We start from the raw sequence: 22,898 nt of genomic DNA on the forward strand, positions 1-22,898 counted from the left end.
TCACCTCACCCCCTAGCCCCCTCTCCCGTGGAGAGGGGGAACTAGTTTCTAGTCTTTTAGCTCTAAAATTAAAGATTTAGAACTAGAGCTAGTTCCCCCTCTCCGCGGGAGAGGGGGCTAGGGGGTGAGGTTACGCGGAGGGCGACCAAGCGGCCGCATTATCACGATGTGGGGTTAAGTAAAAATCAGGCGCGGCGCACGGCGGGCTTGGCGGGCGCGGGCTTTTTGGGGTTTTTGCCCGCAGCGGGCTGGCGGGAATCTTTGGATTTATCGGTAGCTTTTGCACCTCCGGTTGCTGCTGGCCGGGCGGCTGGCGAGGCAGTGGCGGGCCGGGCCGTGGGCTTGCTGGCTTTGGCATTTGGCTTCACGCCGGCCGAGCGTTCGGCCACGGCGGCCTGCACGTGGGCTTTCTCGCCGTCGGAGAAGGAACGGCGGGCTTTGGCGGGCTCCATATCGACGGGCACCAGCAGCTTGTTCTCGGCCAGGTCGGTGTGCTCGGGCTCGGGCAGGGCTACGGGCGCGGCGATGCGGGGGCCGGATTCTTCCAGCTTCAGCGTAATCAGGTCGCCGCGCTTGATGGGCGAGCCCGGGGCCAGCGACTGCTCGCGCACCCGGCCCGAGCCCACGGCCCGCACGTGCAGGCCCCGGTTTTCGAGCAGGAAAAGCGCATCGCGCAGGCTCAGGCCCTGGGCCTGCGGCACGCGGTTGGGGCGCACGGGGTTCACCACCAACGTTACGGTGCGGGCGTGGAAAGCGGTGTCGGAAGCGCCGCGCACCCACTCCTCGCCGCCGGTGGCCTGGGTGTTGCCCACCAGGCCCAGCCGCTGACACACGAGGGCCAGCTCGTCCTGCATGCCGGCGCGCACCAGCGGCACGTGGCTCTTATTCAGGCGGGCCTTGGCCAGCAGGGGGCGCTGGCTGAGCAGGTCGCGGGCCATGCATTTGTCGGCAACCTCGCGGAACACCGGCGCGGCCACATCGGCCCCGTAGATGCGGCCGTTGCGGGGCGAGTCCACCACCACGATGCAGCTGTACTTCGGCTTATCGGCCGGGAAATAGCCCACGAAGCTGGTCGAGTACGTCTTGGTGTACTGGCCGTTCTTGAATTTCCAGGCCGTGCCGGTTTTGCCGGCAATGCTGTAGTCCTTGGGCCGGATGCTGCGGGCCGTACCGGCCGTCACCACCCCTTCCATCATCGACTTCACCTTAATCAGCGTAGCGTCCGAGCAGATTTTAGGAATCAGCACCTTGGTTTCGTTGTGCATCAGCACTTGGTCGGCCTGCTTGATTTCGCGCACAATCATGGGCTGTACCTTCACGCCGCCGTTGGCCACGGCATTGTAGAGCGCCAGCGTTTGCAGCGGGGCCAGCTTCAGCTCGTAGCCGATGCTCATGGTGGTGAGCGAGGTGCGGCTCCAGCTGCGGTCCTTAGTATCCTTCACATAGGGCAGCGCCTCGCCGGTCATCTGGAAGCCCAGCGGCTTATCCAGGCCGAACTTCTTCAGGTAATCGGTGTACTCGCTGGGGTCGCGCGAGAAGTATTTATCGACCAGCTTGGCCACGCCGATGTTGCTCGATTTCTCAAACACCTGCTGCACCGTGATGCGGCCGTAGCCGTGCGAATCCGATTTCACAGCCCCGCCCACGTACATGCGGCCGTTACCGGTGTCCACGATGTCGTCGAGCGTAAGTTCCGGATGCGCCTCAAACAAGGCCATCATCGAGGCCAGCTTGAACGTAGAGCCCGGCTCGGTGCGACCCTGGTCGGCAAAGGCGTAGTTATAGTCCTCCTTATAGGTATCGTCTGATGCCTTGCCGAGGTTAGCCACGGCCTTGATTTCGCCGGTGGCCACTTCCATCAGAATCACGCAGCCATATTGGGCATTGTTATCGACCAGCGACTTGTAGAGGGCATTTTCGGCCACGTCCTGCAGGTTAATGTCGAGCGTGGTTTTCACGTCGTAGCCCGGCAGGGGCTTGATTTCGGTGCCATCGTATACCGGCTTCACGCCACCCGGCACCCGCTCAAACAGCGCCTCGCCCGACTTCCCGGCCAGGCTCTGCTCAAATGTGTACTCCAGGCCCGCCCCGTGCTTGTCCTCGTTCACAAAGCCGATGGTGCGCTGCGCCAGTCCACCAAATGGCCGGAAACGCTTGTCTACCTTCTCAAAAATGGCCCCACCCCGGTTGCGCCGCTCACGGAAAACCGGCCAGGTAGCCATCAGCTTCTTCTCCTGAAAGTTGATTTGCCGCGAGTTGAGGCGGATGTAGCGCTGCTTAGCCGAGTGCGCGTTCACGAGCCGGCGGCGGTATTCCTGCACGCTACGGTCGCCGAAGAAGTGCGACAGGTGCCAGGCCAGCGAGTCAATCCCGGCCCGAAACACGCCGTCCTCCACCACGCCCGGGTCCCAGGCCACGCGGTAGAATGGCAGCGAAGTAGCCATAATACTCTCATTATCAGAGTAAATATTGCCCCGCGTGGCTGGCACCGACTGGTAGCTGATGCGCCGCTCCTGCTCCAGGGCGCGCCACTTAGCCCCCTCCTGAAACTGAATTTTGGTCGCCTTCCAGAAAATGGCGCTCGAAAAGACGGCCACCCCAAGAAAGGCCAGCCGCACCCGCGTAACTATGGACTTCTTAACGCTACCTTTCATCGGTTACGGGCTTTAACGGCCTGCTTATCTGCCGATTGTTTCTTGTGCGAGCTTGTGCTTTTTTGTACCTTATTCTTACGGTCGGGCTTACTAATCGTAGCCCGCCGCGAAGCTTGCGGCGCTGCTACCCGGGCCGGCACCGAGTCGCCGTCCAGCGCCTGGGGCGGGGCAATGATTTCGGGGCCACTGTCTTCGTCGCTGCCATCGACCGGCCGACGGCGGCCGGCCAACTGGTCGGCGCGCAGCGCGGCAGTGGAGTCGCGGTCGGCGCGGGCGGCCAGCGTATCGGCCGTGAGCACGGGCATCAACTCCAGCTCGGCGGCGTCGAGGTGGCCGGCGGGCACCGTAATGCGAAAGGGCGGCGACGAGCTTTCGACCAGCCCGATGGCAGCTACTTTGCGGGCCACCTCGCTCTGCTTGCTGGCCTCCATGTAGTCCGATTTCAGGGTAGTATAGTCGGCCCGCAGGTCTTCCGTCTCCTGCTTGAGTCGCTGAATGTTGCGGTTCATGCGGTTGCCGTAGTGCGTGTTGCCGATGTATAGCAGCACCAGGAGCATAATAAACAGCAGGTGCGGCAGGAAGCGCACCGGCAGGCCCTCGCGGAACAGCCCGTCCACACTCGTGGCGCGGTCGAGCAGCGAAAACAGGCTCCACGAGCTGCGCGGGGCCGCTTCGGGGGCGGGCTCGCGGCGGGGCTTCTCGCGCTTCGGGGGAGCGGGGGCCGGGGCTGGCTCCGGCTCGGGGGCCACGTATTCGGCCAAGGGGGGCGCGGGGGCTTCCTCCGGCTCGGGCGCGGCTACCGGACGCGGCACGTTGGCGCGGCGCGGGGCATCGGTGGGACGGAGTGTGTTAGCGGCCATTGACTTCAATTAAAAATGAAGAATTAGAAATTAAAAATTGATGGGCAACAGGACTAGGGTTGAATCCATTTTTAATTGGTCATTTTTAATTTTTAATTCTCCGTCCGGATTGCAACCCGCAATTTAGCACTTCGGGCGCGGCTATTCAGCGCGACTTCGGCCGGGTCGGCTTCTTCAGGTTTGCGGTTCACGGCTTCAAAGGGCTTGCTTTCATTGCCGAAGAAGTCTTTTTCGACGGTTCCGAAGAATTTGCCCTTCGCGATGAAGTTTTTCACCAGGCGGTCTTCCAGCGAATGGTAGCTCATCACCACCAGTCGGCCACCGGGGCGCAGCACGTCGGCCGTTTGCAGCAGCATTTCCTGCAAGGCCTGCATTTCCTGGTTCACTTCGATGCGCAGGGCCTGAAAAACCTGGGCCAGGTACTTGTTTTCCTTGCCGCGCGGCGTGCAGGGCACAATGGCCTGCTTGAGCTCGGCAATGGTTTCGAGGCGGCGGCCGCGCCGGGCCGCGCTCACGGTAGCGGCCAGCGTGCGGGCGTTGGTCACCTCGCCGTACATGCCAAAAATGCGGTGCAGGTCGGCTTCCTTATAATCGTTGAGGATATCGGCGGCCGTGAGCGGGCCGTCGGGGTCCATCCGCATGTCGAGCGGGCCGTCGAAGCGGGTTGAGAAGCCGCGCTCGGGCGTGTCGAACTGGTGCGAGCTCACCCCCAGGTCGGCCAGCAGGCTGTCGACGGGCAGCGCGCCAATCTGTTGTAATTCAGCAAACAAGTCCCGAAAGTTAGCTTTCACAAACGTGAACTGCGGGCGGGCCAGCTTGGCCGCCTCGGCTTCGGCATCGGCGTCCTGGTCGAAGCTGAAGAGGTGGCCGGTAGTAAGCTTTTCGAGGATGCGGGCCGAATGGCCGCCACCGCCAAAGGTCACGTCGACGTAGCGCCCATCGGGCTGTAAGTCCATGGCAGCTAGGCACTGGGCCAGCATTACGGGGCGGTGGTAGGCCTGGTCGTTATCGTATTCGGTCATGCTCATGCGGCCAGGCCGGCGAGCGGCGGGGTTTCAACAGATAAAAATTTCTGGGCCAGCTTACTAAAGCTCTGCTGGTCTTTGATGAGGAACTCGTCGTAGCGGGCCGGGTCCCAGATTTCGCAGCGGTTGCCCAGGCCCACGATAATGGCTTCCTTCTCGATGCCGGCGTAGCGCAACATGCTACGCGGCAGCATGAAACGGCTGATGCTGTCGAGCTCCACCTCGGTCATGCCCCGGAAAAAGTTGCGCTGAAACTGCCGGTATTCCTCGTTGAACTCGTCCAGTGCCATCACCTTCTCGTGAATCACGCCCCAGGCGGCCCGCGGATACAGCACCAGGCAGGGCTCGAAGCCCCGCACCAGCACCAGCTGATTGCCCGATTCCTCGGGCAGATTCCCCTTCACTTTGGCCGGCAATACCAGTCGCCCCTTCGGGTCGAGCTTGCATTCGTATTCGCCGGAGAGCAGGTTCATGGGCACGGGTGGCCGGGTGGAGAAGCGGCGACATTAGCAAATGTACGGGAACCCCCTCAAAAACCAACCACGATTTACCATTTCCTACCACAAATGCAAAACTGCCTTTAGAGCGTTTAAATGCAGTTTTTGAATACTTCAGATGGTGCTGCCGGCATTGTGGGGCTGCGTTTGCGGAGTGCTTGCCAGAATGGCAGGACGATTATGGGCAACAGATGAAGCCCGGCGACTAGGGCACTGGCTTCAGCTTGTGCCGGGACCGCGCCACGATGCACAAGCTGAAGGCAGTGCCCCAGTCGTCGGGCTCCCACCGTACCTTTGCGGGTAGCTATGCGCCCTCATTCATTGTCCCTTCGCCTCGCCAGTGTTCTGCTGGCCGTGCTGGTGCTCATCACCTCGGTGGGCCTCACGGTGCAGCGCCTCACCTGCCGCATGAGCGGCCGGAGCATGGTGGCCGTTTCCGTAGCTGGTCGGGACGAGCTGCGCGGCTGCCTGGGCGAGGTGGCCCCCACCCCGCCCATAGTGAAGGATGGCTGTTGCGATTTCAGCAAGCACGAGCATAAGCTGAGCAGCCCGGTACACGAGCTGGCCGCCAAAATTCTGGTGCCGGCTCCGGCGCTGGCGGGTATCGTGCCGCCCCTGGGCGGGCCGGTAGCCCCGGCCGCCGGGGCCGCGCGGGCCAATGCCGGCCCGCGCTGGTTTGCCGCCGATACCTCGCCCCCACCCCTCGGGGGCCGGGCGCTGCTGGCCTTTGCCTGCACGTTGGAAGTCTAGGTTTTTTCTGAGCAATTCCCTTGCTGCTTTGGTGGCGAAGGGAGGTGTCGCGGCATCCTGTCGCGTCGATTCATCAGAAACACCTAACTTCCAGACATTATGAAATTTATCGGCGGTATTATTCCGCATCTGCGGCTTTCAGCCTTGTTGCTGGCACTATTGCCGGCCGGGCAGGCTGCCGCGCAATCGTCGGCCATTGCGCCGGTGCGCGGCGAGGTAACCGAGGCCGGCAAGGCCACTCCCCTACCCGGCGCGGTGCTGCGCTGGCTCTACGACGCGGCCGACGCTGGTGCGCCGGTCATCACCACTACTTCGGACGGAGCGGGGCACTTTGTGCTGATGCGGCCGGCGCGGGCGGCTTCGCGGCTGGTGGTGCAGGCCCTGGGCTACCGGCCCGATACACTGGCCGTGCCCGCCACCGGCGCGCCCTACCTGCGGGTGGGCCTGCGCGCCGGGGCCGAACTGGGCGAAGTGGTGGTGACGGACCGCGCCCCGGCCTACTCGTCCCTCACGCCGGCCAATGTGCAGATGATTTCGGGCCGCGACCTCACCAAATCGGCTTGCTGCAACCTGGCCGAGAGCTTCGAAACCAACGCCTCGGTGGAAGTCACGACCTCGGATGCGGTATCGGGGGCGAAGCAGATTCAGCTGCTCGGGCTCGATGGTAGCTACTCGCTGCTGACTGTGGACAACCAGCCGGCCCTGCGCGGGCTGGCCGCCCCCTACCGCCTGGGCTACCTGGCCGGGCCGTGGATTGAGAACATCGAAATAATTAAGGGCACGGGCTCGGTGGTGAATGGCTACGAGGCTATTTCGGGCCAGGTGAACGTGAAGCTGAAGGAGCCGGAAAAGACGGACCAGCTGCTGTTCAATGCCTACGCCAACGACCTCGGCAAATTCGACGTCAACCTGAACGCCTCGGCCCGCATCAGCCCGAAGTGGAGCACGGTGCTGCTGCTGCACACCGACCACCTCGGCAACCGCCTGGACCGGAACAAGGACGGCTTCATCGATTTGCCGCTGGCCACGCAGTTCAACGCCTTCAATAAGTGGAAGTACCTCTCGGGCCACGGCATTGTGAGTGAGGTGGGCCTGGGCGCGCTGCGCGAAACCCGGCAGGGCGGCCAGTTTGGTTTCCGCGATACGGGCGAGGCCGCATTCACCCAAAATTACGGCACCACGCAGACGACTACCCGCTACACCGGCTACGCCAAAACGTCCTACACCTGGCCCGCGCGCCCCTTCCAGAGCCTGGGTCTGCTGCTGACCGGCACCGACCACGACTTCACCTCGCGCTACTCCTACGGCTACCAGACGCTTCACACCGGCCACGACCCCAGTCTTCCGGCCTACTTCGTCGGCAACCGCACGTCGCGGGCCTACGATGGAAATCAGCGCACCGGCCTAGCCACCCTGCTGTTTCAGAGCGCCCTCGGCAATACGGCGCACGTGTACCGCACCGGCCTGAGCTTTCTGTATGACAACTACGATGAGCGCCTGACCGCCGGCCGTAGCTACAGCACCGAAACGCCGGCCCAAACCGAGGCCCGCGAGCACCGCCTGCGCCGCGAGCTGGTGCCCGGTGCCTTCGCCGAGTACACCTACCAGAACAGCCGCAACCTGACCGTAGTAGCCGGCCTGCGCGCCGACCGCCACAACCTCTACGGCTGGCAAATCACGCCCCGCCTCAACGTGAAGTACGACGTACTGAAGAACACGGTGTTGCGCGCCGCCGCCGGCAGCGGCTTTCGCGTGGCCAACCCCATTGCCGACAATGCCGCCATGCTGGCCAGCGCCCGTGAGTTCGTCATCGGCCCCAACCTGCGGCCCGAAAAAGCCTGGAACATGGGCGGTAGCGCCACGCAGTATTTCACGGCGCTGGGCCGCCCGGCCACCTTCATCCTCGACTACTACCACACCGAATTCTCGAACCAGGTGGTGGCCGATATGTACACTGCGCCCAGCCTCATTATCATCGACAACCTGCAGCCGGGCGGCCGCTCCTTGGCCCGCAGCCTGCAGGCCGAGCTGCAGGTGGAGCCGCTGAAAGGCCTGCAGGTGAAGGGAGCCTACAAGTACCTCGACGTACGCACGACCTACGACAACGTGTTGCTGCCCAAGCCCCTCACCCCGGCCCACCGCGCTTTCCTGAACCTGGGCTACGCCAGTGCCTTCGATAAGTGGCGGGCGGATTTCACGGTACAGTGGTTTGGGCAGCGGCCGGTGGCGCACATCAGCAGCACGCACGGCCACGGCACGGGCCAGGAATACGCGCCCGAAACCGCGCCGCGCTACGCCCTGCTCAACACCCAGCTCACGCGCGCCTTCAAGCGGCTGGAGGTATACGCGGGCGTCGAAAACCTCACCAACTACCGCCAGCCCAACCCCATCGAAGGCGCAGCCAACCCCTTCGGCCCCACGTTTGATGCCGCCATGGTGTGGGGGCCGGTGTATGGCCGCGTGACTTACGCGGGCCTGCGCTATCGCATTGAATAGAGAGGCACGGCCCTGCGGTGCCAGCTAAAGCTTACCGCACAGTCAATTTTTCCGGCAGCAATTTTGTTAGCTGACCATCACCCCGACTTTACTTCACTCCTGCATATGAAATCCCTTCTCGCCCTCCCGCTTTTCGCCCTCCTCGGCCTCACCTCCACCGCCCAAACCCAGGCCCAGACCGCTCCCGCAGCCGTGCAAGCCGCCACCAACGGCGTAGCCACGGCCCAGTTTAAGACTTCAGCCGTGTGCGATATGTGCAAAGCCAGAATCGAAAAAAGCCTCGCCTATGAAAAAGGCGTGCAAAGCGCCGTGCTCGACGTGCCCACCAAAGTTCTCACCGTGACGTACAAAGCTGACAAAACCACTCCGGCCGCCCTGCGCACCGCCGTGCAGAAAACCGGCTACGATGCTGACGAGCTCACCGCCGATGCCCGCGCCTACAACCGCCTGCCCGACTGCTGCAAGAAAACCAACCCAACTCACTAGACCACTGATTAGCACGGATTTTAGCGGATTTCACGGATTTTGTGAACGTTAATTGCTGGCTAAAAGAAAAGGCTTGCCAAATATTGGCAAGCCTTTTTTGATACACAAGACGGCGGGGAACGTCCACAAAATCCGTGAAATCCGCTAAAATCCGTGCTAATCAGTGGTCTTGGTGCGCCACAGCCGCCACCATGGCAAATAGGGCTGGTCGTGGTGTTCGTAGTGATAACCAAAGAAATAGCAGCTTACAAAAGCCCATAGGTGGTGTCGAAACTGGCTGCGCGACTTGTGCAGATTGTCGGCCGCGTGCTCGCCCCGGTGCGGCAGGTAGGTACCGAAAAAGAACAGTTGAAGCGTGGCCAGCACCGCTGGTATCATCCAGAAGGCGATGACGTTGGCCTGCGGGAAGAATAGCTTCAGCACATTGTAGGTCGCGGCCATTAGCAGCACCTGCCACCAGGTCACGTAGTTCCAGGCGAAGCGCAAGAACCAGGGCAGGAAACCGGGGTGGCGGCCGTCGTGAAAGTCGGGGTCGTCCTGGGTGCCAACGTGGCGGTGGTGGGCGTGGTGCTTCGACAGCATGCCAGGGAACCAGTTGAAGGCAAACAGGCCGGCGGCCAGCGTACCCAGCGCGTTATTGAGGCGCTTGTTGGGGCTCACTACGCCGTGCATGGCATCGTGTGCGGTAATGAAAAGGCCGGTGTAGAGGTGGGTTTGCAGCAGGGCCAGCAGGTAGGGCGCGGGCGAGTGCCAGTCGGGCTCGTACCACGCCAGCAGAAAGCCCAGCAGCGCGGCCCACAGCACTAGAATCAGCCCTCCAATGGCCGCCCCGGTAGTGCCAATGGGCGCGGGGACTACCCGCCGGGTGGCCACCGGGGCCGATGTTGCCAGCGCCTCCATTCAGTCGACAATAAAAAGTGAAGCCCCGCCCAGGCTGCGGCTGCGGTGCGCCTCGGCCCCATCGGCCACCTGATAGCTCATGCCTAGCATGAGGGAGAATGTGCGGCCATCGGCCAGCTCGGTCAGCAGTTCGCCGGCCACTACCAGCAGGAAATGACCTTTCTGGCACCAATGGTCGGCCAGGTAGTTGGGGCTATAGTCCACCATGCGCACCCGCACCGGGCCAAACTGCCGGGTGCGCCAGGTAGCCATGCCAGTAGTGCCGGCATGCTCCTCCCCTGCTACTGTCGACCAATCTGTTACGCCGAAAGGCAAGTCCAGTATCTGCATGGTTAGTCCGTTAAGGGCCTATAGGCTCAGCAGCCGGTCGCGCACCTGCTCCATTAGCCACATGGGGGTGCTGGTGGCCCCACAGATGCCCACCGACTGCCCCGGCGCAAACCAGACCGCGTCGATTTCGCCCACATTGGAGATGAAGTGCGTTTGCTCGTTGGTTTCCTTGCAGACCTGATAGAGCACCTTGCCGTTGGAGCTTTTGGTGCCCGACACAAACACAATCTGGTCGTACTGCGCGGCAAAGCGGCGCAGGTCCTTGTCGCGGTTGCTCACCTGCCGGCAGATGGTGTCGTTGGCATTCACCTGGTAGCCCCGGGTTTCCAGCTGGTTCTTAATATTGTAGAAGCTGTTGGTGCTCTTGGTGGTCTGGCTGTAGAGGGTGATGTTCTCGGGCAGCTCATGGCTCAGCAGCTCGTCGAGGCTTTCGAAAACAACGGCGTTGCCGCTGGTCTGGCCCAGCAGGCCTAGCACCTCGGCGTGGCCGTGCTTGCCGTAGATGAAAATCTGCTCTTTTTTATCGTAGCTGGTTTTGATGCGGTTTTGCAGCTTGAGCACTACCGGGCAACTGGCATCAATCAGGGTCAGGTTGTTTTCCAGGGCCATCTGGTAGGTGGCCGGGGGCTCGCCGTGGGCCCGGATGAGCACGGCCTCGTCGCGCAGCTTGGCCAGCTGCTCGTGGCAGATAATGCGCAGGCCGCGCGCTTCCAGACGTTGCACCTCTTCATCGTTGTGCACGATGTCGCCCAGGCAATAGAGGTAACCTTGCTCATCAAGCAGGTCTTCGGCCATTTGAATGGCGTAAATAACACCAAAGCAAAAGCCGGAGTTAGGGTCAATTCGGACGCTGAGCGACAGGTTCGGCATAGGACCTCGGTAACCGGTAACCTGCCCGCAAGGTTGCGTAAATAAGGCCGGATGGCCGAAAATACGTAATTCTTACCTAATTCAGTTTGCCTTAGACCGAAATGAAGCAGATGCCTCAGCTTGGACTATGCGCGCAGCGGGGGTATTTGTTGAACGGTGCCAACGCTAATACTCGCTGTACTCGTCACAAGCCGAAGCTTATGGTACAAGGGATTAGGCCGGCCGGCTACTCTTTTACTTTGTTCAGGCGCTGGGCCTCCTCCTCGCTCACGTGCCCACGCCCCACCAAAAAGCCGCGCACCGTGCGGAAGGCTTCCGCGTCGAGCCCCGTGCCGGGATGTTTGAGCGCGGCGTTGAGCAGCAGCCCCTTATCTTCATCCACGTGCTTGCTCAGGCCCAAGAAAGCGGGCAGGTTGCTTTCGACCGAGAAGCGGAGGAAGCGGATTTCGGGATTTTGCGGGTCGATGCTCACGGCCTGGTCGAACGTTTTGGCCGCGTCCTGCACGTAGGTGAGCTTGTTGAACATCGAGGCATCGCGGGCCCTGATGGCCTCTGATGCACCTTTATAGGCCAGCACCAGACCGTCGCGGTCTTTGTATTCGGCCAGCAGCTGGTAGAATTTTTCGCCGGCCGACTTATCGGCGGCCGCCAGCTCGTAATGGCGGCGCAAGTTGGCGGGATGGTAAGGAGACGACGACACGGGAGGAATGGGGAAGTTGGAGAAAAAGGGGCGAACGACTGCGGCGGCCCGCCCGGCAATACTACGCAAACCGGCTGCCGAAGACGACGAGCCAACCCCTAAAACCAGTGCAAGAAACAAGAACCTGGGAATTCGCATATCAGCAAAACTACGGCGTAAGGCCGTAATGCAGATTCTCTCAGGCAAAAGCCAGGCCCAAAATTGCCTCAAATGCGCGAGAGCCGGTAGCGGAAATAAGAGCCCAGCAGCAACAGCAGCTTGGTGTTGTCGGGCACGCGCACTCGCTCGCCCAGAATGCGGGCCGCCGACAGCTTTTTGATTTTATAGAACAGCTTGAGGTAGTACACATAAGCCAGGTACACGCCCAGCTTGGCGCTGCGCGGCAGCTGCTGAATGCCCGCGTAGGCCGCCTCAAAATCGGCTTTGATGTCGGCTTCAATGTCAGCCTTGGCAGCGTCGTTGAAGCGGGCATACACCACGCCGGGGAAGTACACGCGGCCCCGGTCCTCGTAGTCAGACCGGATATCGCGCAGAAAATTTACCTTCTGAAACGCCGAGCCCAGCCGCCGGGCCGGCTCGCGCAGCCGCTCGAACATGGCCACATCCCCATCGCAGAAAATGCGCAGGCACATCAGCCCTACTACTTCGGCCGAGCCGTAGATGTACTCCTGATACAGGCCGGGATGGTAGTTCTGGTCCTCCAAATCGAGGGCCATGCTGTGCAAAAATGCCTCAATAAACTCCCGGTCAATCCCATAGCGGTGCACTACGTGCTGGAACGCGTGCAATACCGGATTGAAGCTCAGGCGGGTATCCAGTGCTTCGTAGGTCTGGCGGCGGAAGTCGGCCAGCAACGCGGCTTTGTCGTGGTCGTGAAAAGTATCCACGATTTCATCGGCCCAGCGCACGAAGCCATACACGGCATACACCGGCAGGTGCAGCCGCTCGTCGAGCGTGCGAATGCCCAGCGTGAACGAGGTGCTGTAGCGCCCCGTGATGAGCTTGCTACACGCCAGGCTGGTGTCGGTGAAGAGTTTAACGTGGTCCATTTGATGAATTAAGAATTAAGAATTATTAATTAAGAATCACCCGAAACCTGCCGGCAAGCTCAATTTTTAATTCTTAATTATCAATTATTAATTCTCTTTCAGTACTTCCCCCGCCACTACCTGCCCGGAGATGAGCGAGGGCGGCACGCCGGGGCCGGGCACGGTAAGCTGGCCGGTGAAATACAAATTTGCCACTTTTTTGCTCTTGAGCGTGGGCTTTAGAATAGCCGTTTGCTTAAGGGTGTTGGCCAAGCCGTAGGCGTTGCCCTTGAAGCTGTGGTAGTCGGCGATGAAGTCGCGGTGGGCGTAGCTGCGCTTGTACACGACGTGCTCGCGGATGGGGTGGCCGCAATGTTTTTCGAGGCGGTCCATCAGCAGGTCGTAGTAGCGCTCGCGGGTGGCTTCGTCGTCGGTAAGGTCGGGGGCCACGGGTATTAGCAGGAACAGGTTTTCCTGGCCTTCGGGGGCTACGGTGGGGTCGGTTTTGCTGGGCACCGAGGCGTAGTAGAGCGGCCGCGTGGGCCACTGCGGCTGCTCGTAAATCTCGCGGGCGTGCTGGTTCAGGTCCTCGTCGAAGAAGAGGTTGTGGTGGCGCAGCTTGTCGAGCTTGCGGTTCACGCCGAGGTAGAACAGCAGGCTGGACGGGGCCATGGTGCGCGAATCCCAGTATTTGGCATCGTAGTGACGGAACTCCGGTTTGAGCACCTGCTGCTCGATGTGGTGATAGTCGGCCCCGGCCACCACGGTATCGGCCGCGAAAAAGCCGCTGGCCGTGCGAACACCGGTACTGCGGCCGTTTTCGACCACAATTTCCGTCACTTCCTGGTTGTACTCGATTTCAACGCCCAGCTCTTGGGCCAAGCGCACCATGCCTTCTACAATCTTGTGCATGCCGCCTTTGGGGTACCAGGTGCCCAGCGCTAGGTCGGCGTAGTTCATCAGCGAGTAAAGCGCGGGCGTATTTTCCGAAGTCGCGCCGAGGAAGAGGATGGGAAACTCCACCAGTTCCAGCAGGCGCGGGTCTTTGAAAAAGCGGCGTACGTGCTTGTGCATGCTTTGCAACACGTCCATCCGCACCATGTCAACCAGCAATTTGGGGTCGGCAAACTCGAAAACCGAGCGGCTGGGCGCGTACACCAACCGGTTGATGCCGACCTCGTACTTATACGCCGCCTGCTTCAGGAACTCGTCGAGGCGGGCGGCGCTGCCGGGCTCGTAGTGCTCGAACAGCGCCCGCAGCTCACTCATCTTGGCCGGAATATCCACGGCCTCCGGTCCCTTAAAAATAACCTGATACGACGGGTCGAGGCGTATCAACTCGTAATAATCGGCCACCTTCTTACCGAAGCGGGCGAAGTACTTCTCAAACACATCGGGCATCCAGTACCAGCTCGGGCCCATGTCGAAGACGAAGCCCTGGGCGTGAAAAACCCGGGCCCGCCCGCCGGGGCCCTCGTTTTTTTCGAGGAGGGTGACGCGCCAGCCGGCCTGGGCCAGGGTGGTAGCGGCCGCCAGTCCGGCAAAGCCGGCCCCGATTACGATGGCCTTTTTCGGGGTAGTGAGGTTGGAGGGCAAAGGCAGGTAAGAACAGATTTGGTTGAACGGACGGGCGAAGTACGCCCAAAAAAGAAGCCGCCGGCCCAGCGCCGCAAGTGCAGCAGCAGAGCCGGCGGCCATCGCACGGGCAGAAACCGGCTAGTCTTCCAGAACTTCAGCCGCTTCGGTTGCGGCCGAGGCCCCCACCGGGGCATACACCTGTAAGGCCGCTTTCAGGTCCTTGCGGGCAATGTGGATGCGGTTTTTAACGGTACCAATCGGGATTTGCAGCTTCTCGGCAATCTCCATGTACTTGTAGCCGATGTAGTACATCATAAACGGCGTGCGGTAGTCGGTACCGAGGCTGGAAATGGCCTCGTTGATGTCGCGCACCACAAAATCCGACGTGGCGCCGTTGTGTGTGATGTAGTTCTGGTCGGTGTTGAAATACTGGAAATACTCCGTCGAATCAATGTTGGAGCTGCGCTTGGTAATCTTGTTGTAGTTGTTGATGAAGGTGTTGCGCATGATGGTATACAACCACGCCTTCAGGTTGGTACCGGCCTTAAACTTGTCCTTGTTAAGCAGGGCCTTAAGAAGGGTTTCCTGCACTAAGTCTTTAGCATCATCAGCGTCTCGCGTCAAGTTCATGGCGGCGGGCCGGAGGGTGAGCGAAATCTTCTGCACTTGCGAGGTGAATTCTAGCGAAGTCATACTGTTTAGCTTTTCGTGGCCGATTGTTAAACAAATATACGTACCAACGGCAGATTCGACCAGCTCCGGCCAAAATTATTTTACTCGGCACGCCTACTTCTTTCGGGTAGGCGGGGCAAATTACACCTGGCAAGCATTTTGGCCGCAGTTCGGGTCCGGTTTGAATATTATCGTTTTGTGAAGGCTGCGCCCACCTACGGAATTTGCCGGACGGCAGATTGCGGCTCAGGCCGCCACGGGCTCGGTCACTTCGGCGGAAATCAGGGCCAGGAAATCGGTCATCAGCAGTGGCGACACGCAGTTGGCGGGCAGCTCCAGCCCCTCCTGCCGGGCCAGCGGGCCATACACCACCAGCTGGGCCTCGGGAAACAGGGCGCGCAGCTCGCGGGCGTACTCGGCCACCCGGCCACGCTCGGGCTGGGTAGTGAGCACCGTAGCCACGGCGTCGGGCCGGTAGGCCGCGTTCACGTTGGTGAGGCCGACCGTGGGCAGGTTCTGGCCCAGGTAGAGCGTGTGCTGGCCCCGGGCGCGCAGCAGGTAGTTCATAAAGAGCAGGGCCAGCTCGTGCAGCTCATCGCCGGGCAAAAACAGCACCCAGCGGCGGGCCGTGGTGGGCACCTTGGGCAGGGCATCGGTGGCGGCCAGCAGCTTCTGGCGCAGCAAGTGGGCCAGCATGTGCTCCTGGCCCAGGTCCACGGTACCGGCCAGCCACATCAGCCCAATGCGTTGCAGCAGTGGATAGGCCACGCGCAGCATCATATTTTCGAAGCCGAGGCGGGCGGTGGCTTCGCTTAACAATTGGTCGAGGCGGGGCTCATCGAAGCCCAGCATGGCGGCCAGCAGGGCGTTTACCTGGCGGTGGTAGTCGTGCGAGTCATCGCAGCAGGCCAGCACGGCTTCACTAATTTCAGCATCCGTGAGGCGGGCCACCTGCGAAATGCGCTGGCCCCGGCCGCAGAGCGTGGTTACGTTGAGCAACCGCCGCAAATCATCGTCGCAATACGTGCGAATATTGGTGGCCGTGCGTACCGGATGTAGCAGGCCGTAGCGCTGTTCCCACATGCGAATAGTGTGCGCTTTGATGCCCGAAAGCTGCTCTAAGTCACTGATGGAGAAGTGGCCCATTTTTTTTAATTAAAAATTATAACCTTATAAATCGAGAATCACCTGATAAAAAAGCTGATAAAACCTATAATTATTCCGGTTTAAAACCAATGTTCTATTGGTCATGTTTTAATTTCCCGTCTTTATTTTTTTCCTTCGCGCCAGCTGCAGGTATTTTGGCGAAACCCACAGCAGGCCGAACTCGGCCGAGCCGTCGCGGCCCGTGGTTTTGTGGTGGGTTTTGTGGGCCATGTTGAGGGCCCGCAGGTAGGTATTCTGCGATTTTTTCCAGAAGCGCAGCCGGCCGTGAATCAGCACGTCGTGCACGAAGAAATACACCGTGCCGTAGCAGGCAATGCCCACGCCCACCCAGAACCACCAGTGCCCGCCATTGTCGCCGGTAATGAACAGGACGGCCGAAATGGCCCCGTAAATGAGGAAAAACAAGTCGTTGCGCTCCACCGGGTGCGGGTGCCGCACATGGTGCGAGCGGTGCAGAAACCACAGCGGCCCGTGCTGCACAAACTTGTGCATAAACCACGCCCAGAATTCCATGAATCCGAAGGTGGCGAGGGTGATGCCAATGGCGGCCAGTGTTGTCATGCGGAAGTAACCGGAACCGGAAAAGGGTTGTTTGGAAGTGACGCGGAAACGCCGTTCCGTGTCCCAATGAATTCCGGGGCGGAACGGCGTTGTTGCAAAGCTATTAGCTGACAGCCATTAGCTAACAGCTTAAGCAAGCTACCAGCCAATCTTTTCTTTGCTGAGGAAGGCGGCAATGCCTTTGCGGCAATCCTCCGAGCCCCGGGCTTCGGCGTTGCGCTGGGCGGCATAACGCAGGCCTTCTTCGAGGTCGAGCTCGGGCAGGTGGGCCAGCATTTCCTTGGTTACTTCCATGCTCTGGCCCGAGTTTTCGCGGCACAGGCGCTGGGCGAAGGTGTGCACGTTCGCGGCCAACTCCTCTTTGGGGGCCAGAAAGGTGATAAGGCCCATGTCGAGGGCCGCCTGGGCCGAAACGGGGTCGCCGGTGAGCAGCAGCTGCTTGGTGCGCGACTCGCCGATTTTGCGCAGCAGAAACACGCTCACAATGGCCGGCAGGAAGCCGATTTTCACTTCAGTATAGCCAAACTTGGCCTCGGGCACGGCAAAGCTCAGGTCGCAGATGGCGGCCAGGCCGCAACCGCCGGCCAGGGCGTGGCCCTGCACCTGGGCAATCACCACTTTTTTGAGGGTATAAATCTGGTGGAAGAGCTGCATGAGGTGCGTGCTGTCCTCCAGGTTGTCGGTGTAGCCGTAGCCCTGCAGCTCCTGAATGTAGGCCAAATCGGCCCCGGCGCAGAACACGTCGCCGGCCGAGCGCAGCACAATAACCTTGGTTTCCTCATCGTCTTCAGCGAATTCAAACGCCTGTTTCAGCTCGGTTATTACGTCGGCGTTCAGGGCGTTACGCTTGTCGGGACGGTTGAGGGTGATGTAGCCAATGCGGTCCTGGGCTTTGTACTGAATGTAGCGGAGGGCTTCGAGTTCGGGCGTGAGCAGGTTTTCCATAGGGGCGGGTTTGGCGCAGACGGATGGTTTCAGCAGAGATGCCGCCGGCGGGGCAATGGTGGCATCTCTTGGGGCAATTAACGCAAAAAATGGATGGATGGACTGCCCTGCTCGACTAAACACCCGACCAAAACGACGAAACACGCTGGCTACCGGTCCGTTGGCGGCGTTGGGGACAACCCGGAGCGGGCGCGACTTTTTTTGTGCGCCAGGATTTCGCGGGCCCCGCCTACCGCCCCCCCAGCGGCGGCGCACAGGAGAAAGCCCCCCGCGCCGTGACGTCCCAGGTGCGGAAGCCCTGAGCGCGCAGCAGGGAATCCTGCCGGGCCACGTACCAGATTTTGCAGCTCGAATCGAACACCACCTGCACCTGCGGGCCAAATACGGCAGCCACGGTTTCGGGCTTCAGGCGGGCGTTGCGGCGCAGCACCAGTACATCGACGGGCGCGGGCTGGGTGGCGCTTGAAATGCGGTTGGAAACGAAGGCCACCCGCAGGCCGCGCCAGCGGGCCAGTACCACGGGGCCGGGCTTGAAGTACAGGGTTGGGTTGGCGCTGTCGGGGTCGGCCAGGCGCTGCACGGGGATGGTGCAGCCGCGCCAGCCCACGCGGTAGGCCGTGCGCCGCGCCGCCCGCCGGATGATGCCCGGCAGCAGGCGGTAGGTGCGCTCGGTCTCAGTGAGCGGCAGCGAGTCGGGCGTGACAAACTCGGCCGCCGCGCCCTGCCAGAACCCCACCGCCGAGCGGCGCGGAATGCTGTACACGATGAATTCTTCGGTGGGGGCCACGGCGCGGGCCTCTACCACGCGGCTGCCACCGTAGCATAATAATAGCAGCGCCATGCCGCGAAGCCAGCCCAGCCGGCGGGTGTTCAGCCAGGCCAGGCCGGCCCCGATTAGGCCGAAAAGCAGCACCGTTTGCAGGGCCGAAACGTGAATGTCGCGCACGACCCAGCCGGAGAAGTAGCGGCTTATCAGGAAGATGTATTCGTTGAACGCCCACACCATCCATTCGAATAGCTGCGCGATGCCACGGGGCAGCAAATCGAGCCACCACGCCGCCCCGGCGGGCAGCAGCAGGCTGATGGTGGCCATTATGCCCTTCACGGCCAGCAAGGCCAGCCCCACATACACCGCCCCGCTGGAAATGGGCACGGCCACGAGGTTAGAAAGCAAAAAGCTGAACGGGAACTGGTGGAAGTAATACAGCCCCAGCCCGAACGTGGCCACCTGCGCCGCCAATGACAGCGCCACCGCCTGCCACACCTTGTCGAGAAACCAGCCGCTGCCGCGCCAGGCCCACTGCACCGATTTGGGCTGCCAGGGCCGCCGACGGGCGTAGAAATATGCTTCAACATCCACCCAGCGGGCAATGCGCGGCTGCACGTACACAATGCTGAGCACCGCCAGAAACGAGAGTTGAAAGCCCACGTCGGCCACCAGAAATGGGTTCCACATCAGCAAGCCAAACGCGGCCACGCCCAACGTATTAAAGATGGAATCCTGCCGCCCCAGGGCCCGGCCAATGATGATGACCGTGAACATGACCGTGGCCCGCAGCACCGACGCCGACAGCCCCGTGAGAAAGGCGTAGCTCCAGATAACGGCCAGCCCCACCAGCGACGACCACAGCAAAAAGCCCCGCACCCGCCCAAATAGCTTGCGCAACACCCACGACATGGCCGCAAACAACAGGCCCACCTGCAAGCCGCTCACGGCCATGATGTGCGTGGTACCGGTGGCGGTATAGGCCTGCTTGGTGGCCAAATCCACGTCGTCCTTGATGCCCAGCACCAGCGCCGAGGCAATGGCATACTCGCGTTTGGCCTTGATGTAGTGCCGAAAAACGCCGTCGAGCTGCGTGGCCGCCCGCATGCTGACGGCCACCAGAATATTGGGCGGAGCCAGCCGCAGCGTCCGGTATTGGTCGGGGTGAATGTATTGCTGATGATAGACTTGCCGGTACTCCAGGTAGCGGGCGTAGTCGAACTCGCCGGGGTTGAGCGGGGGCTTGCTGGGGTCGGGGTGGCCGCGAATGAGCCAGACCTCGCCGTACTGCGGCTGCGCGATGCCCGCCACCCGGGGCAACGACACCCGCACACCGCCCGTGGCCCGGCGCCAGCGGCCGGCCACGCGCACGGCCTGCACTTTCAGGGTGGTGGCGTAGGTAGCGGCCCGCACCACGGTGGCCTCGTCCACCACGGCCTGGTAGCATTCTATTGTATCGCCGAAACGGTAGAGGTGGTCGGCGCGGCGGCTTTCGGTGGCGCGCTGGGTGAGCGTGGCGCCCAGCACGACGATGGTGAGCAGCGAGAGCACGCCGGCGGCATCGGCGGCGGCGGGCGTGCGCTGCCGCACGGCCCAGAAAATCAGCCCCATGCTTAGCCCGGCCAGGACCACGGCCACGGGCCACAGCTCCGGCCAGCCAGTGCCGAGGTAGAGGTAGCCCACAATGCCGAGAATGAGCGCGGGGGTATAGCGCACGAAGGGAAAGGTAGCCCAGGCAATCATCAACGGGTAGAAAAAGGAAGGATATTGGGCTGGCAATGTAGCGGTTTGGCCCGAAACCGCCAACTGCGGCCCGGCCACGCCTGCCCCCGGCCGTATCTTGGGCCGCCGAAAAACCCCTACCCCACCCATGCTTTCCCTGCTACGCCGCCTCAAGCTCAGCTACGCCGCCTACAACGTTTTCCAGCGCCGCCGGCTGGCCCACAACCTGCCCATCTACCAGAAGCTGGGGCTGAGCAAGCGCTACTACTCCCCCATCAGCAGCCGCGATTTTGCCCACCTGCCGGCTGGCGCGGGCCTGCCGCCGGTACCGGCGCTGGCCGCCCGTCTGGCAGCTACTCCCTCCTTCGCGGCGCTGCCGGCCGCCAGCCAAGCCAGCCTGCGGGCCTTCGAGGACAACGGCTTTGCCATCCTGCCGGGGTTTTTCAGCGGTGAGGTTGTCGATGGCATCAACCAGGAGCTGCACCAGCTTATTGCCAGCCGGGAAATCAGCGTGCGCTATGTCAATAAATTCATGTTTGCGTTTCGGAAGTCGGCCCGCATCCGGGCGGCGGGCGAGGGCGCGCTGCGGGAACTGGTGGCCGCCCTGCTGGGCCACGAAACCACCCTTTTCCAAAGCATCAACTTCCTCACCGGCAGCCAGCAGCGCACGCATTCCGACAGCATCCACATGAGCACCTTTCCGCTGGGCGGCATGGCGGCGGCCTGGGTGGCGCTGGAAGACATCACGCCCGACAACGGGCCGCTGCACTACTATCCCGGCAGCCACCAGCTGCCCTACTACCTCAACGCCGACTACCAGAACGAAGGCACCGAGTGGCTCATCGGCGACAAGGCCTACACGGAGTACGAGGCCTACATCAACCAGAAAATCCTCGAAGCTGGAATCCCCAAGCAGGTTTTCCTGGCCCGTAAGGGCGATGTGTTCATCTGGCACGCCAACCTGATGCACGGCGGCGAACCCCACCGCGACCCGGCTCAGACCCGCAAGAGCATGGTGTTTCACTACTTTAGCCAGGCCCACATCTGTTACCACGAAATCACGCAGCGGCCGGCGCTGCTGTAGTTGCGGGTTCATTCTGAAAACGCAAAACGTCATGCTGAGCGCAGCCGAAGCATCTCTACCGCCCAAGTAATCAGATTTACTATTGCGGTAGAGATGCTTCGGCTGCGCTCAGCATGACGTATTCAAATATCGGCTTTACTCCAGCACCATTTTATAGTGCTGGATATTCGCCTCCTCAAACATTTCCCCTTCCTTCCGGAACCCGTGGCGCTCATAAAACGGCACCGCCCGTAGCTGCGCGTTCAGGTACACTTCGGCATCGGGTAATTCGGCGCGTACGTCGGCCAGCACGGCGTGGAGAATAGTGGCCCCTACTTCCTGGTTGCGGAAGCTTTCGAGCACGGCGAAGCGCTCCAGCTTCACGCCGTTTTCGGTTTCGCGCCAGCGGGCGGCGCCGGCGGGCGTACCATCGTCGGTACGGGCGAGGTAATGACGGGCATCAGTGCGGTCGTGGAGGTCGTTTTCGAGGGTGGCAGGTACGCCCTGACCTTCCACAAATACTTTTTCGCGGATGGTGAAGGCGGCGTCCAGGTCGCGCAGGTCGGTGATGCGGAAGGCGGTGGCGGGCATGGTGGGCTGAAAACTGTCATCCTGAGCCTGCGAAGGACCTTATCACAGCTGAACAAACTGTCCGAGTGTGATAAGGTCCTTCGCAGGCTCAGGATGACATGTGTTAAAAATATCAGACAGCAGCTACTACAGCGGCTGCTCGTGGTTTACGGGCAGTTCGGGCTCATCCGAAATGGGCTGGTCCTCCTCCACCAGGCCCTGCTCGCGCAGGCGGCGCTCGTGGCGCTCGTCGCGGCGCGGGGTGCCGTTGGCCTGGGCCGTGCGGGTCATTTCTTCGGTGTCGAACTTGTCGTAGGCTTCCACGATTTCCTTCACCAGGCGGTGGCGCACCACGTCTTCGGACGTCATCTCGACGTAGCCGATGCCTTGCACGTTTTTGAGAATGTCCATGGCCTGCATCAGGCCCGATTTCTGGCGCGTGGGCAGGTCAATCTGGCTGCGGTCGCCGTTCACCATCACCTTGGCCGTGGGGCCCATCCGGGTCAGAAACATCTTAATCTGGCTCGGCGTGGTGTTCTGGGCTTCGTCGAGAAGCACAAAAGCATTGTTGAGCGTGCGGCCACGCATATAGGCCAGCGGAGCGATTTCGATGATTTTATTTTCCTGGTAAAACTTCAGCTTTTCGGCCGGAATCATGTCTTCCAGGGCATCGTAAATCGGACGCAGGTAGGGGTCAACTTTCTCCTTCATGTCGCCGGGCAGGAAGCCCAGGCTTTCGCCGGCCTCCACTACGGGGCGCGAGATGATGATTTTCTTCACCTCCTTGTTCTTGAGGGCGCGCACGGCCAGCGCCACCGAAATGTAGGTTTTGCCGGTACCGGCCGGGCCCAGGGTGAAGGTGAGGTCATGCGACATCACGGTGTCCACGAGCTTCTGCTGGTTGGGCGTTTTGGCCTTGATGACGCCGCCCTTGGCTCCGAACAAAATGACGTCGGGCGAGGCGGCCAGCACCCGGCCCTCGGCCTCCTCGCTGGTGGCAGAGAGGTACTGATTTACCGTTTTGTCGGTAATCTGACCGTACTGGTGGTAATGCTCGATGAGCGAGGAAAAGATGTCGTTGATGCGGGAGATGACTTCCGTCTGACCCTGGATTTTGATTTCGTTGCCGCGGCTGATGATTTTGGAGCCGGGAAAAGCGGCGGCCAGCTGGCGGATATTCTGATTGTCGGGGCCGAGGAAATCGACCAAAGACATGTTTTCGAGGGTGATGATTTTTTCGACCAAGTTGGAAGAGAGG

General features: G+C 61.3%; 21 protein-coding genes. 4 read left to right on the top strand and 17 right to left on the bottom strand.

The window, feature by feature from the left end:
- Positions 1-185: 185 nt before the first annotated feature.
- The 4 genes from HBN54_RS14990 to mraZ form a co-directional block, all read right to left on the bottom strand.
- Entirely contained in the window at positions 186-2,654 is a 2,469-nt protein-coding gene (locus HBN54_RS14990; protein ID WP_168674035.1) for a penicillin-binding protein, read from the bottom strand.
- Positions 2,651-3,514: an FtsL-like putative cell division protein gene (locus HBN54_RS23260; RefSeq protein WP_210428075.1), complete on the bottom strand. Its 864-nt coding sequence runs from the start codon at positions 3,512-3,514 to the stop codon at positions 2,651-2,653. The genes HBN54_RS14990 and HBN54_RS23260 overlap by 4 nt, the downstream gene beginning before the upstream one ends.
- Before the next feature lie 92 nt (positions 3,515-3,606).
- Positions 3,607-4,536 (bottom strand): 16S rRNA (cytosine(1402)-N(4))-methyltransferase RsmH, encoded by a 930-nt coding sequence (gene rsmH, locus HBN54_RS15000; protein ID WP_168674157.1) that lies wholly within the window; start codon positions 4,534-4,536, stop codon positions 3,607-3,609.
- A gap of 2 nt (positions 4,537-4,538) precedes the next feature.
- Positions 4,539-5,012, bottom strand: a complete 474-nt coding sequence (gene mraZ / locus HBN54_RS15005; RefSeq protein ID WP_168674036.1) for a division/cell wall cluster transcriptional repressor MraZ — start codon at positions 5,010-5,012, stop codon at positions 4,539-4,541.
- Between the two features lie 345 nt (positions 5,013-5,357).
- Here mraZ and HBN54_RS15010 point away from each other — a divergent pair, with 345 nt between their 5' ends.
- The 3 genes from HBN54_RS15010 to HBN54_RS15020 all read left to right on the top strand — a co-directional run bounded on the left by HBN54_RS15010 (position 5,358) and on the right by HBN54_RS15020 (position 8,768).
- Positions 5,358-5,786 (top strand): hypothetical protein, encoded by a 429-nt coding sequence (locus HBN54_RS15010; RefSeq protein WP_168674037.1) that lies wholly within the window; start codon positions 5,358-5,360, stop codon positions 5,784-5,786.
- Between the two features lie 99 nt (positions 5,787-5,885).
- Positions 5,886-8,282: a TonB-dependent receptor gene (locus HBN54_RS15015; RefSeq protein ID WP_168674038.1), complete on the top strand. Its 2,397-nt coding sequence runs from the start codon at positions 5,886-5,888 to the stop codon at positions 8,280-8,282.
- Positions 8,283-8,387: 105 nt separating this feature from the next.
- Entirely contained in the window at positions 8,388-8,768 is a 381-nt protein-coding gene (locus HBN54_RS15020; RefSeq protein ID WP_168674039.1) for a heavy-metal-associated domain-containing protein, read from the top strand.
- 156 nt (positions 8,769-8,924) lie between these two features.
- On the opposite strand, the gene HBN54_RS15025 is transcribed toward HBN54_RS15020, so the two are convergent.
- The 11 genes from HBN54_RS15025 to HBN54_RS15075 all read right to left on the bottom strand — a co-directional run bounded on the left by HBN54_RS15025 (position 8,925) and on the right by HBN54_RS15075 (position 20,028).
- Positions 8,925-9,668 (bottom strand): fatty acid desaturase, encoded by a 744-nt coding sequence (locus HBN54_RS15025; RefSeq protein WP_168674040.1) that lies wholly within the window; start codon positions 9,666-9,668, stop codon positions 8,925-8,927.
- Positions 9,669-9,998, bottom strand: coding sequence for a DHCW motif cupin fold protein (locus HBN54_RS15030; protein ID WP_168674041.1), 330 nt, complete (start codon positions 9,996-9,998; stop codon positions 9,669-9,671).
- Between the two features lie 18 nt (positions 9,999-10,016).
- Entirely contained in the window at positions 10,017-10,868 is an 852-nt protein-coding gene (locus HBN54_RS15035) for a 4-hydroxy-3-methylbut-2-enyl diphosphate reductase (protein ID WP_168674042.1), read from the bottom strand.
- Between the two features lie 226 nt (positions 10,869-11,094).
- Positions 11,095-11,568, bottom strand: coding sequence for a hypothetical protein (locus tag HBN54_RS15040; protein ID WP_168674043.1), 474 nt, complete (start codon positions 11,566-11,568; stop codon positions 11,095-11,097).
- Positions 11,569-11,774: 206 nt separating this feature from the next.
- Complete coding sequence (locus HBN54_RS15045; protein ID WP_168674044.1) at positions 11,775-12,617, bottom strand: phytoene/squalene synthase family protein; 843 nt, start codon at positions 12,615-12,617, stop codon at positions 11,775-11,777.
- Positions 12,618-12,704: 87 nt separating this feature from the next.
- Complete coding sequence (locus HBN54_RS15050) at positions 12,705-14,294, bottom strand: phytoene desaturase family protein (RefSeq protein ID WP_168674045.1); 1,590 nt, start codon at positions 14,292-14,294, stop codon at positions 12,705-12,707.
- 18 nt (positions 14,295-14,312) lie between these two features.
- Positions 14,313-14,867, bottom strand: a complete 555-nt coding sequence (locus tag HBN54_RS15055; RefSeq protein WP_168674046.1) for a sigma-70 family RNA polymerase sigma factor — start codon at positions 14,865-14,867, stop codon at positions 14,313-14,315.
- 225 nt (positions 14,868-15,092) lie between these two features.
- Positions 15,093-15,992, bottom strand: coding sequence for a MerR family transcriptional regulator (locus HBN54_RS15060; protein WP_168674047.1), 900 nt, complete (start codon positions 15,990-15,992; stop codon positions 15,093-15,095).
- A gap of 108 nt (positions 15,993-16,100) precedes the next feature.
- Complete coding sequence (locus tag HBN54_RS15065) at positions 16,101-16,574, bottom strand: sterol desaturase family protein (protein WP_168674048.1); 474 nt, start codon at positions 16,572-16,574, stop codon at positions 16,101-16,103.
- 138 nt (positions 16,575-16,712) lie between these two features.
- Positions 16,713-17,519: an enoyl-CoA hydratase/isomerase family protein gene (locus HBN54_RS15070; RefSeq protein ID WP_168674049.1), complete on the bottom strand. Its 807-nt coding sequence runs from the start codon at positions 17,517-17,519 to the stop codon at positions 16,713-16,715.
- A gap of 229 nt (positions 17,520-17,748) precedes the next feature.
- On the bottom strand, positions 17,749-20,028 hold the full coding sequence (locus HBN54_RS15075) for a ComEC/Rec2 family competence protein (RefSeq protein WP_168674050.1): 2,280 nt from the start codon (positions 20,026-20,028) through the stop codon (positions 17,749-17,751).
- Between the two features lie 127 nt (positions 20,029-20,155).
- On the opposite strand from HBN54_RS15075, the gene HBN54_RS15080 reads away from it, so the two are divergent.
- Entirely contained in the window at positions 20,156-21,091 is a 936-nt protein-coding gene (locus HBN54_RS15080) for a phytanoyl-CoA dioxygenase family protein (RefSeq protein WP_210428076.1), read from the top strand.
- 135 nt (positions 21,092-21,226) lie between these two features.
- On the opposite strand, the gene HBN54_RS15085 is transcribed toward HBN54_RS15080, so the two are convergent.
- Positions 21,227-21,661 (bottom strand): GNAT family N-acetyltransferase, encoded by a 435-nt coding sequence (locus tag HBN54_RS15085; protein ID WP_168674051.1) that lies wholly within the window; start codon positions 21,659-21,661, stop codon positions 21,227-21,229.
- Positions 21,662-21,787: 126 nt separating this feature from the next.
- Positions 21,788-22,885 carry a PhoH family protein gene (locus tag HBN54_RS15090; RefSeq protein WP_168674052.1) on the bottom strand — a complete coding sequence of 366 codons (1,098 nt, stop codon included), beginning with the start codon at positions 22,883-22,885 and terminating at the stop codon, positions 21,788-21,790.
- Positions 22,886-22,898: the final 13 nt, after the last annotated feature.

The sequence above is a fragment of the Hymenobacter artigasi genome (assembly GCF_012275535.1).
In the GTDB taxonomy this organism is placed as follows: domain Bacteria; phylum Bacteroidota; class Bacteroidia; order Cytophagales; family Hymenobacteraceae; genus Hymenobacter; species Hymenobacter artigasi.